8 protein-coding genes are annotated in these 12,052 nt (G+C 50.0%); all 8 read left to right on the top strand.

Going from position 1 to position 12,052, the window contains the following annotated elements:
* Positions 1 to 4: 4 nt before the first annotated feature.
* Complete coding sequence (locus ACFVU8_RS20875; RefSeq protein WP_387429934.1) at positions 5 to 904, top strand: glycine betaine ABC transporter substrate-binding protein; 900 nt, start codon at positions 5 to 7, stop codon at positions 902 to 904.
* A 67-nt stretch (positions 905 to 971) separates the two neighbouring features.
* A complete protein-coding gene (locus ACFVU8_RS20870; protein WP_217622213.1) occupies positions 972 to 1,928 on the top strand; it encodes an ABC transporter ATP-binding protein in 957 nt (318 codons plus the stop codon).
* Between the two features lie 5 nt (positions 1,929 to 1,933).
* Positions 1,934 to 2,572 (top strand): ABC transporter permease, encoded by a 639-nt coding sequence (locus ACFVU8_RS20865; RefSeq protein ID WP_379464875.1) that lies wholly within the window; start codon positions 1,934 to 1,936, stop codon positions 2,570 to 2,572.
* Positions 2,573 to 2,624: 52 nt separating this feature from the next.
* The gene (locus ACFVU8_RS20860) at positions 2,625 to 3,365 is read left to right on the top strand and encodes an IclR family transcriptional regulator (protein WP_379464874.1); all 741 of its coding nucleotides are present in this window, start codon (positions 2,625 to 2,627) and stop codon (positions 3,363 to 3,365) included.
* Between the two features lie 132 nt (positions 3,366 to 3,497).
* Positions 3,498 to 3,881, top strand: coding sequence for a hypothetical protein (locus tag ACFVU8_RS20855; RefSeq protein ID WP_387429932.1), 384 nt, complete (start codon positions 3,498 to 3,500; stop codon positions 3,879 to 3,881).
* 126 nt (positions 3,882 to 4,007) lie between these two features.
* Positions 4,008 to 7,130 carry a hybrid sensor histidine kinase/response regulator gene (locus ACFVU8_RS20850; RefSeq protein WP_387429929.1) on the top strand — a complete coding sequence of 1,041 codons (3,123 nt, stop codon included), beginning with the start codon at positions 4,008 to 4,010 and terminating at the stop codon, positions 7,128 to 7,130.
* Positions 7,130 to 8,260 (top strand): response regulator, encoded by a 1,131-nt coding sequence (locus ACFVU8_RS20845; RefSeq protein WP_387430134.1) that lies wholly within the window; start codon positions 7,130 to 7,132, stop codon positions 8,258 to 8,260. Before ACFVU8_RS20850 ends, ACFVU8_RS20845 begins: the two co-directional genes overlap by 1 nt.
* A gap of 135 nt (positions 8,261 to 8,395) precedes the next feature.
* On the top strand, positions 8,396 to 12,052 hold a 3,657-nt coding region (locus tag ACFVU8_RS20840), incomplete at its 3' end, for a beta strand repeat-containing protein (RefSeq protein WP_387429928.1).

Raw genomic sequence — 12,052 nt, 5'->3', positions numbered from 1 at the left:
TCCATTGAAAAGAAAACTATTAGCTTTGGCCGGTTTGCTGGTAAGTGTAGTTCTGGTAATTAGCGCATGCTCCTCCAATTCCGGTAAGACTGTAGTGAAAGTAGGCTCCAAGAACTTTACCGAGTCCCTGGTTCTAGGTGAAATGTATGCACTGGCTCTTGAGGATGCTGGCTACAAGGTGGATCGCAAGCTTAACCTCGGCGGTACATTGGTTGCTCACGAAGCGCTTAAAAAAGGCGATATTGACTTTTATCCTGAATACACAGGAACCGGATTGATCAACGTTCTGGAATTGCCGCCGAACTCGGATGCCAAAACGGTGTACGATGAAGTAGCCAAAGGCTACAAAGACAAATTCAATCTGATCTGGCTGGAGCCGACCAACGCGAATGATTCCCAAGGTCTGGTGACCTCTAAGAAAATTGCTGAAAAATATAATCTCTACAAAATCTCTGATCTCGTGAAGTATGCACCGGAGCTTAACATGGCAGCTGTGCCGGAATTCGAAGAGCGTGAGGATGGACTGAAAGGTCTGAATGCTACTTACGGTAAACTGAATTTCAAGAGCATGAAGCTGTTTGACTATGGTATCAAATACCGTGTCGTGCTGGACGGCGAGGCCGATGTCACTGTAGGCTTCACAACGGATGGTGATTTGACCAACAAGGATCTTGTGCTGCTGGAGGATGACAAGAAATTCTGGCCTCCATACTTCGTTGCTCCTGTAATCCGTGGTGAGCTTAACGACAAGGACCCGGAAATCGCGAAAGTGTTGAATAAAATCTCGGCGAAGCTGGATAACGAAACTGTGCAAAAGCTGAATGCTCAAGTCGATATTGAGAAAAAAGAATATGCAGATGTGGCCAAGTCCTTCCTGGAAGAACAAGGTCTAATCAAGAAGTAATTAATAATTGAAGCAGTGGGGTTTCTCCAGCAGGGAGAAGCCCCCTTCCTACAGGAGTTGATTAGTGATGAAAGAGGCAATCGTTTTCGAGCAGGTATCCAAAACATTTCCGAAGGCCCCGAAGCCTTCTGTAAATGAAACGAGTCTAAGTATTCCCCAAGGTTCCTTTGTTACGATTCTGGGCGCATCGGGCAGTGGGAAGACAACCTTACTGAAGATGGTGAACCGCATTATTGAGCCGACCGCAGGTACCATCTCCGTGTTTGGCAAAGATATTCGGAGCTTGCCTGTAACAGAGCTGCGTCGGAGTATTGGTTATGTGATACAGCAGGTGGGGCTGTTCCCGCATCTGACGATCGAGCAGAACATTGCCACTGTGCCGGATATTCTGGGCTGGGAGCGGCAGAAGACCGCGGAGCGAATTGATTATTTAATGAAGCTTGTCCATCTTCCAGAAAATTATAAAAAGCTCTACCCTCGCCAATTGTCAGGTGGACAGCAGCAGCGGGTGGGTATTGCCAGAGCGATGGCTGGAGACCCTGCCATTTTGCTGATGGATGAGCCGTTTGGTGCTATTGATGCCATTACACGTAAGAAGCTGCAGGATGATTTTAAGCAGATTCAACAGGAGCTTGGCAAGACCGTGCTGTTTGTTACGCATGATGTGGAAGAGGCGATGAAGCTGGGAGATCAAATGATCGTCATGAATGAGGGCTCCATTCAGCAGTACGACACCCCGCTGGCCATTATGTCGAACCCTAGCAATTCCTTCGTGTCGAGTTTGATTCAAGCAGATGACTTATTCCAGCAGCTCCACCTGATCCGGGCTGAGGATCGAATGATCGCTTTGACGAATGAGACTGTAACGGATGGTGTTCCGACCATTCAGGGTAGTGAAAGTCTAAAGACGGCGCTTCAGTCTCTTTTGCAGCATAATGCCCCTTATGTCGTTGTTGAAAATGATAAGGGCGAGCGGCTAGGTCAGATTACGCTAGAGCAGTTGAATCTGCAGAATGGCAGGTGATTGGAATGCTGGACTATTTTTCCCGCCATTATGATGATTTATTGATCTCTTTATGGGAGCATATCGTACTTACGTTTGTTTCTTTGCTGATTGCGATGCTTATCGCGCTACCGCTTGGCTACTGGTTAGCCAGAAGACGGAGAATTGCCGTACCTGTGTTGTCTGTACTAAGTATTATTTATGCGATTCCCAGCTTGGGCATGTTCGCCTTGCTGATCCCGTTCGTGGGACTTGGTGCTAAGCCGGCCATTATTGCACTGGTTGTGTACAGTCAGCTAATTCTGGTCCGCAATGTTATCTCAGGATTTCAAGGCATTGAGCCTTCTATTATTGAGGTAGCTAAAGGTATGGGGTACAGCGCGTGGAGACAATTTGTCCGGATTGAACTGCCGCTGGCATTGCCGGTTATTCTGGGCGGGGTGCGAATTGCGTCGGTATCCGTAATAGGCATTACAACCATCGCGGCCTGGATTAATGCCGGAGGGCTGGGCGGGGTTCTGTTCGAAGGGTTGTATCAAAACTCGATTCCCAAGATGGTGTGGGGCACGCTGCTAGTCTCCTTGCTGGCGTTATCGACGAATATGGTCCTGCTACGACTTGAGAAAATCACTTTGCGCAGGTCACGCGGGGAACAGAGAGTATGATATACTGGTTCAGAGTTTTATAACTACGATCGTTTTATTTTGAGGTGTAATAATGAATGGTACTCAGACGTTGGAACGTGCTATCGATATCCTGTTTGTCCTTGCTGACTCCGGTACTACGCTTACAGTAAGCGAAATTGCGGAGAAGGTGGGCATTCCGGAGAGCACGGCATATCGTTTTATTCAATCGCTGATTAAGAGTGGCTTTGTGGAGCGCAAGGGGAGAAGCAAGATTGGCCTGGGGCTTCGAATCTTTGATTTAGCCAGAGGCTTGTCTCAGCAGATCGAGAAGGAGCTTCTGGTTATCGCCAGGCCGATTATGGAGGAGCTCACCGCTCTGACTAATGAAACCTCGGTCTTATTCGTCCGCTCCGGCTCCAAAGCCATTTGTCTTGAGCATGTAACCAGTCCAAGATTAATCAGAATGTCTATCGAAAATGGCCGGGTGCTTCCGCTGAATTCAGGCGCTTCGGGCAAAACACTGCTTGCGTATGAGAACGATAAGATTATCGAAGACATGTGCAAGCTTTTTGAAGCAAATTCCACGAAGTCTACGCTGTTGCAAGAACTGCATAACATAAAGGACGCAGGCTATTGTTTTACCTTAGGCGAGGTAGATACGGATGCGTTCGCTATTGCAGCGCCTGTGCTTGACCCGCAGCAGCGAATTGTTGCCAGCCTGTCGGCTGCAGGACCGATTCATCGGCTTGGCGAAGACGAAATTCCGCTGTTCATTGGGCATGTGAAGGAAGCGGCGTCTCGTATTTCGTGCAAGCTTGGCGGATTGGGGTAAATATTTTATTGAACTGCATAAAGAGTAAGAGTAGCGGAGTGTAAGGTGAGCCGCTTTTTTGCGTTGCCCAGGACTAAGTTCAGGTAACTTTTCTTCATTTTCCAACGTCTTGATTATTAAGGGGGAATGACAGTGAAGCGGCTAATTGGAACTTTGTTTGCATTACTACTGTTATCGGGATGTGCTCATCCTTCATTAGCTCAAGTTGACAAGACCAACGCACCTGAGACAGGCCAGGTATCATCCCAGAGCTGGTCTTTCGATAAAATCATTACGTTTAATAAAACAATCTATGTGGGAACTGAAATAAAAGTAGCTCCTACCGATATTCAGGAAAGTATAGGAGAAGTTAAAACTTACTCAGATGAGGAATCGGAGTCCGGTAAGGATGATTTTTCAAATCATTATCCTGTTGGAACAAAACTTTATAAGATAAAGGACCTATCTACTCAAACTGCTATTGCCGTTGAAATTAATAAAGATTCGTTTGTTTTGGCGCAAATAGAAAAGGAATAAACCAGGTAATGTGTCCTTGATTCCCCAAGTTCCCTATTTGAAGGAAATGTGTCGTATTCTGACGAATATAGTCATAAACATTATGGATTGGGTGCGAATATGAAAATGGGACTGGGACCAGGGACAATGAGAAAACAATTGACGGTGCTCATCGGCATGATGCTTGTCTTTACCGTCGTTATATCAATATTCGTCTATGAATGGCTTCATCCTACGTTTCGGTACCCCGAAGCGCGTGGAGGAGTGTTGGACGCCAGACAATGGGATTTTGCGAAGCAAGGAATTGTACCGTTGCGGGGAGAGTGGGAGTTCTATGAGAACAAGCTGTTAACTCCGCAGGATTTCCAAACCGGTGGCAAGGCACTGGAAGCGGAGCGCCGGCTTCTTAGTGTTGCTGGAGGCTGGAAAGGTGTAGTTTCATCTGACAGGGGGCATGGTGCAGGTACGTACCGTCTGCGCGTAGAGGTTAAAGATCCTGACTTTTATAGCCTTAGAGCTAAAAAGCTTCGGTTGTCCAGCCATATATTCATGAACGGTTCAGACCTCGGCGGTACTGGAAAACCGCATTTGTCACCGGATCAATTTGTACCTAGCAACCTTCCGTTTTACGGTATGATGAAAGCGGATAGCGGCACCATTGATATCATTATTCAGATCGCAAGCTACCGTTATTTGGAAGGCGGCTTGGTGCAAGCGCCAGAATTCGGTTTAACAGCAGATGTATGGGCCAGGCGCGATAATGCCCGTTTAGCGGACATGATTGTTATCACCACCATGCTGGTATTCGGGATTTATTTCGCAGGAACATTCAAGCAATGGTGGAAGGAGCCCTATCTCGCCTTTTTTAGTTTGTTCTGCTTGTCATTAGGGTTATTTTTCAGCATTGACAATGAAATCGTCATGGCGACTCTGTTCCCCGGGATCTCTTTTCTTTTATTGCAGAAAATGCTCTTTATCCTGCCCTACGTTTCTGTTATGTCCTTTACCCTCTATGTCTATCTGTACCTGGGCCTGGATCATAAGGGAAGCCCGGAGTATAAGTGGTTGAAAAGGGTTTATTATGGATGTCTTGTCTTATTGGTTGGCATACCAAACGAATATTTAATTGATATTCTTTGGCTCGGGATCGTCCTGCAAATCACGGCGTTCGCTTTCATGATTCGCTGGCTGTTCCGTTATCGGAATAGCGGGGTTCAAGTTTACTATATTTTGCTCGGTTTATTTTTCCTTATTATTAGTTGGGTGTATGCCCAGACACGTTATCAGCTCGCGCTAGACAACCCGTATTATATGATCGTAACGCCTCTGCTTCTCGTTCTATCGCAATCCTTCCTCATGTCGGACCGGGTTCGCGAGGCGTTCTTGCGGAACGAGCGGCTCACTGAGCAGCTCATTGCGTATGACCGCCAAAAAGACGAATTTCTCATCCATACGTCACACGAGTTCAAAACACCGCTGCACGGCATTATCAATCTGGCGCAGGTGGTTATCGACCAGAGCGGCGAAGGGATAGCGCAGCGGCATCGTGAGAATCTGGACTTTATCATTGCCCAGGCGACCCGTTTGTCCACGCTGGTGAACGATATTATCGATTTTCAGAGCTTGCAGCGCGGAAGCCTGACGTTCCACCACCGGTTTTTCGATGTCAGCGGCACGGTGCAGGCTACGCTCGAAGCACTGAAATTCATTCGTAGAAATGATCAGGTGTGGCTGGTCAATCAGGTACCTCCGGGAACCTTTTATCTGTTTACCGATGAAAACCGCCTGAAGCAGATTCTTGTGAATCTGGTCGGCAATTCGTTGAAGTTTACGGAACGTGGAAGTGTGACGGTGGCTGCAGAGTCGCGAGAAGGCCGGCTATTCCTGACGTTTGCAGACACTGGCGCCGGAATGAGTGAAGAACGGCGTCGGGAGCTTTTCCAACTTGATCTATATAATGACGGGGAGCCAGCGGTTTCGGCGTATCAATCTTCTGGTCTCGGCCTGAAAATATCCAAGGCGCTTGCGAAGCAAATGGACGGGGATCTGGAACTGAAGTGGTCGGAGCCGGGAAAAGGCTCCATGTTCGAGCTGCAGCTGCCGGAGGCGACGGCAACGCAGAGAGAACTTGGGGCCATCCGGGCAGAAGCCGCTGCCGGTCTGGAGCCGCAACCTTTGCCCAGGGCAAGCTCGCCGGCGAAGAAAGAGACCTCGCCGCATGCAGCGGAGCGAACCGGCGAGGTGAAGATTTTGCTGGTGGATGATGATTCCTCCAACATCAAGGTGCTGCAGGAGTTATTTGCCTCCAGTCGCTATCATGTTCTTACGGCGTACAATGGGGTGGACGCGCTCAAGCTGATTCAGCAGCATCGCGATGATCTGTCGCTTGTCCTGCTCGATGTGATGATGCCTGAGCTCTCAGGCTATGAAGTGTGCAGGCGTATTCGGGAGGAGATCCCGCTCTACGAGCTGCCCGTTCTGCTGCTGACTGTACGCAACTCGCCGGCAGATATTGCGATGGGATTCGAAGTGGGAGCAAATGATTTTCTAGTGAAACCGTTCAGTGGCAAGGAGCTGCTGGCCCGGGTACAGACACTGCTGCAATTGAAAGAAGCAGTCGAGCAGGCTATTCGTATGGAGACGTTGTTTCTGCAATCGCAGATCAAGCCGCATTTTATCTATAATGCCTTGAGTGGCATTATCTCGTTATGCTATAGCGATGGCGATCGGGCAGGCAAGCTGCTGAGCGAATTCAGCAACTATTTGCGACTCAGCTTTGATCTTGACCCCCGTCATGCGAAGGTCAGTCTAAAGCGCGAGCTGTCTCTCACCAAATCCTACGTGGAGCTGGAGCAGGCCCGTTTCGGCACACGCCTGAATGTGGAATGGGATGTGGATGTTCGAACGCAGACGTTGATTCCGGCATTGATTTTGCAGCCTCTGGTCGAAAATGCGATTCGCCATGGCATCATGAAGCGATTGTCGGGAGGCACGGTGGTTATTCGGGCGAAGCTTGCGCAGCAAGGCTTGCAGATCACTGTTCAGGATGACGGGGTTGGCATGACCGCAGAGCAACTTGATCGAATTTTTAAGCGGGAGCGGCTGGATGGAAGCATTGGCCTGATCAATGTCCACAAACGACTCATCAATGAATTCGCTCAAGGCTTGCGGATCGAGAGCGTTCAGGACAAGGGTACAACCGTCACCTTCCTGATCCCCACCCGCACAGCAGCAACTAGAGCTAACGGAGAGGAGCATGAAACACGTTGATGAAAGCTATCGTTGTAGATGATGAGTTATTGGTTACGGAGCAAATTGACAGAATGCTTGCGAGTGCAGGAGTGAAGGTGCTGGGCTGCTGCGTGAATCCTCATGAGGCGCTAGGAATGGCGAAAGAGCTAATGCCCGATGTACTATTTCTGGATATTGAAATGCCCGAGCTGAGCGGACTTGAGATTGCGGAGCGGGTATATGCGGACAAGCTCGACATGGAGGTCGTGTTCATTACTGCCTACAATCAATACGCGATCGATGCGTTCCGGGTGAATGCACTCGACTATTTGCTGAAGCCGCTAATGGAAGAGGATTTGCAGCGTTCGCTCGAACGCGTAGGAAAAAGACGGCAGCGACGCGGGGATAATGCTGGTAACGACGGACAAAAGAGTGCTGTCGCCTACCTGTTCGGCAAGTTTGCTCTACATATGGATGTTGACCCCGAGCCGGTTCGCTGGGTAACCTCCAAGTGCGCAGAGCTGCTCGCTTATATGCTGTTACAACCCCGGGATAAAGAGGTTAGCAAGTGGGAACTGTTTGAGGCGCTCTGGCCGGCCCTGGATGTGGAGAAGGCCGGCATCAACCTTCGAAGCACGGTTAGCAGAATCAATAAGACGCTACGGGACTGCCGATCAGGGATGTCGCTGGCATCTGTCCGGAATGGATACAAATTGGTCTTATCCGATGAAGCGCTGGCTTTGGATGCGGACGAATTGGAGCTTTTCGTATTGGATGCTGTCAGAATAGATCCTGACAATCTGGTGTATGTCGAGCAACTGATTCACCGCTGTAGCCGGCCGTTTCTTCAAGGGTTCGACAGCGTCTGGTGCGAGCCTTACCGCAAAGAATACCGCCAGTTCTTTCTCAGTCTGGGGAAAAAGCTGCTATTGTATTATGAGGAATCCGTGACGGAGCCGCTCAAGGCGCTGCGACTGGCCGAGCTGCTGGTCGAACACGATCCTTATGATGAATCACTGCGGGAAGAGGCGCTGAAGCTACACTATCGCATCGGCGGTTCTGGGCGTGCTACCGCCTACTACGAAGAATACACCGAGTTGATCCATGCAGAGCTGGGAGCTGTGTCGGGAGATACGCTTACATCTTTGCTTCGAGAATTAACGGATTGATATATATATCGAACGAAGAAAGGAACCTGTCATCAGAAGCGGGTTCCTTTTTGCTTTGTCACAATTTTGCAACATTGCTCCAGATATAATATCACCGTAGAGTAAATCAGCATGAAGGTGAGTGGAATAGAGAAAATGATCAAACGTTGGATGTCGATCTTCATCGTATTTTTATTAATTGCGGGCAATATTCCTCAGTATGCTTTTGCAGATTCTCTTGACGAGTGGAATATCCGCAATCCGTTGCCTACGGGTGAGCGTTTAAATGCAATTACCTTCGGAAACAACATGTTTGTGGCAGTGGGGGAAGGCGGAGCGATTGTGACCTCCAGTGACGGAGTGAACTGGACGAAACGAAGTAGTGTCATTACAAATTATTTAACTAGCGTCGCCTTTGGAAATGGCACGTTTGTGGCAGTGGGGGCCACTGGAATCATTGTGACCTCCACCGACGGAGTGAACTGGACGGACCGAACGAACCGTGCCACTATTACTTCGAGTGCGCTAAGTGGCGTCACCTTCGGAAAAGGAACATTTGTGGTGGTAGGTGCAGGTGGAACGATAGTGACTTCCAGCAACAATGGTGTCAGCTGGACGAAACGGTCGATTACTACGACGAACCATTTTAATGAAGTCATTTTCGGAAACGGAACGTTTGTATTGGTTGGAACTAAGGGAACGATTATGAGTTCCACCGATGGAGCGAGCTGGGCGAGTAAAACAAGTGGCTCTACGGATGCTCTAAATGATGTCACATATGGAAACAACATGTATGTGGTAGTAGGTGCTAGTGGGACCATTCTAACCTCTACTAACTTAACAACCTGGAATAGCCGTGCGAGTGGAACTACGAGCACTCTATATAACGTTGCTTTCGGAAACGGCACATTTATGGCCTTTGATACCTTTACTGGCAATGTTGTGGCCTCCACCAACGGAACGAGTTGGACAAGCCGGACGACCGGTGTTACGAATGGGCTAATTAGCGCTGCCTACGGGAATGGAACGTTTGTCGTGATAGGTGCAGGTGGAGTGATTCTGACCACCGGCAACGGAACGGACTGGACGATCCGAGCGAACCCTCTTACGAATGATCTAAAGAGAGTTGCTTACGGAAACAACATGTATGTGGCGATAGGAGTCAGGGGATTCATTATGACCTCCAGTAACGGAACGAGCTGGACGAGCCAAACTAATAGCAGCAGAGTGAATCTAAACGATGTCGCCTATGGAAACGGCACATATGTGGCAGTGGGGGATAATGGAGTGATTGTGACTTCCAGTGACGCAGTGAACTGGACAAGTCAAACAGTCGGTGCTACGTATTATCTAAGAGGTGTCACTTACGGAAACGGAATGTTTGTGGCAGTGGGATACAATGGGGTGATTGTGACCTCCAGTGACGGAGTGAACTGGACAAGTCAAACAGTCGGCACTACGTATTCTCTAAATGGCGTCACGTACGGAAATGGCATGTATGTGGCGGTGGGAGATAGTGGAGCGATTCTGACTTCCAGTGACGGAGTGACCTGGAGTAGTCAAACGAGCGGCACTACGGATACTTTAAATAATGTTATCTACGGAAATGGAACCTATGTGGCAGTGGGTACAAATTGGACACGTGGAACGATTCTGACCTCCGGTGATGGAGCGAACTGGACGCAGCGAACGAGCGGAACCCCGAATGCTCTGTGGGACGTCATTTACGGAAATGGCATGTATGTGGCGGTGGGGAATCAAGGCACGATAGTATCCTCTAGTAATGGAGTGAATTGGACGATCCGAGCGAGCGGCATTCAGAAAAGCCTAATGGGCGTCACGTACGGAAAAGGCACATATGTGGCGGCGGGGGTAACTGGAACGATTCTGCAGTCAGGAACCCTGCTTCCGGCAGTCAACAGTGTGACGGTTAGCCCAGCTAGCGCAAGCGTAGTGCAAGGAGGGAGTAAGCAGCTCACGGCTACGGTAGACGCTCTTGCAGGCATCGCGACAACCGTCACGTGGAAGAGCAGTGACGTCAGCAATAAAGTCGTTGTGGACAGTACAGGGAATGTGATTGTTGCTGCGGATGCTGTGCCGGGCGATTATACAATCACGGCAACGTCAACAGTGGACAGCGACAAAAAAGGGGCCGTGACGATTACGGTTACTTTAGCTCCAGTAGTCAATAATGTGAGTGTCACTCCGGGCAGTGCAAGTGTGGTACAAGGAGGAAGCAAGCAACTCACAGCGACAGTCGATACGGCTGGTGACGCAGAAACGACGGTCGTTTGGACGAGTAGTGATGCCAGCAATAAAGTGGCAGTGGACAACACAGGTAAAGTAACCGTAGCAGCGAATGCGGCACTGGGTAGTTATACGATTACAGCTACGTCGACAGCAGACGCAACGAAGAAAGCCTCTGCGACAATTACAGTGACGATGGCATCAGCCGTCAACAGCGTGAGTGTCACTCCGGATAGTGCAAGTGTGGTGCAAGGAGGAAGCAAGCAACTCACAGCGGCAGTCGATGTCGTTGGCGGAGCAGAGACGACAGTCACGTGGAGTAGCAGTGATGCGAGCAACAAAGTGGCGGTGGACAATACAGGTAAAGTAACCGTAGCAGCGAATGCGGCACCGGGTAATTATACGATCACGGCCACGTCGACGGTAGACGCAACGAAGAAAGCCTCTGCGACAATTACAGTGACGGTAGCGCCAGCTGTTAATAGCGTAGCGGTCAGCCCGGGCAGTGCAAGCATTGCGCCAGGTGATAGCAAGCAACTCACAGCGACAGTCGATGCGGTTGGTGACGCAGAAACGACGGTCGTTTGGACGAGTAGTGATAGCAGCAACAAAGTAGCGGTGGACAATACAGGTAAAGTAACCGTAGCCGCGAATGCGGCACCGGGCGTTTATACGGTCACGGCAACTTCGACAGCAGACGCAACGAAGAAAGCGTCTGCGACGATCACGGTGACGGTGGCATCAGCAGTCAATAGCGTGAGTGTCACTCCGGGTAGTGCAAGTGTGGTGCAAGGAGGAAGTAAGCAACTCACAGCGGCAGTTGATACCGTTGGCGGAGCAGCAACCACGGTTACGTGGAGTAGCAGCGACGCCAGCAATAAAGTGGCAGTGGACAATACAGGGAAAGTTACTGTAGCAGCGAATGCGGTACCGGGCAGTTATACGATTACAGCAACGTCGACAGCAGACGCAACAAAGAAAGCCTCTGCAACGATTACGGTAACGGTGGCGCCAGCGGTCAATAGTGTGAGTGTCACTCCGAATAGTGCAAGTGTGGTGCAAGGAGGAAGTAAGCAACTCACAGCCACAGTTGATGCCGTTGGCGGAGCAGCGACCACAGTTACGTGGAGTAGCAGTGACGCCAGCAACAAAGTGGCAGTGGACAATACGGGTAAAGTAACCGTAGCCGCGAATGCGGCACCGGGTAGTTATACAATTACAGCCACGTCGACAGCAGACGCAACAAAGAAAGCCTCTGCGGCGATCACGGTGACGGTGGCGCCAGCCGTTAATAGCGTAGCTGTCAGCCCAAGCACGGCAAGCATCTTGCCAGGCGGAAGCAAGCAGCTCACAGCGGCAGTCGATGCCGTTGGCGGAGCAGCGACCACGGTTACGTGGACTAGCAGTGACGCCAGTAACAAAGTAGTGGTGGACAACACCGGTAAAGTTACTGTAGCAGCGAATGCGGCCCCGGGTAGCTATACGATCACGGCAACTTCGACAGCAGACGCAACGAAGAAAGCGTCTGCGGCGATCACGGTGACGGTGGCGCCAGCCGTTAATAAC

It is taken from the genome of Paenibacillus sp. NPDC058177 (assembly GCF_042883835.1).
Taxonomy (GTDB): domain Bacteria; phylum Bacillota; class Bacilli; order Paenibacillales; family Paenibacillaceae; genus Paenibacillus_AQ; species Paenibacillus_AQ agri.
This window is presented reverse-complemented; position numbering and strand designations above follow the sequence as displayed.

Bases quoted from the DNA above. Each gene is read 5' to 3' on its own strand.
- ACFVU8_RS20865 (WP_379464875.1), top strand. From the start codon at position 1,934: ATGCTGGACTATTTTTCCCGCCATTATGATGATTTATTGATCTCTTTA.
- ACFVU8_RS20845 (WP_387430134.1), top strand. From the start codon at position 7,130: ATGAAAGCTATCGTTGTAGATGATGAGTTATTGGTTACGGAGCAAATT.
- ACFVU8_RS20870 (WP_217622213.1), top strand. From the start codon at position 972: ATGAAAGAGGCAATCGTTTTCGAGCAGGTATCCAAAACATTTCCGAAG.
- ACFVU8_RS20860 (WP_379464874.1), top strand. From the start codon at position 2,625: ATGAATGGTACTCAGACGTTGGAACGTGCTATCGATATCCTGTTTGTC.
- ACFVU8_RS20850 (WP_387429929.1), top strand. From the start codon at position 4,008: ATGAGAAAACAATTGACGGTGCTCATCGGCATGATGCTTGTCTTTACC.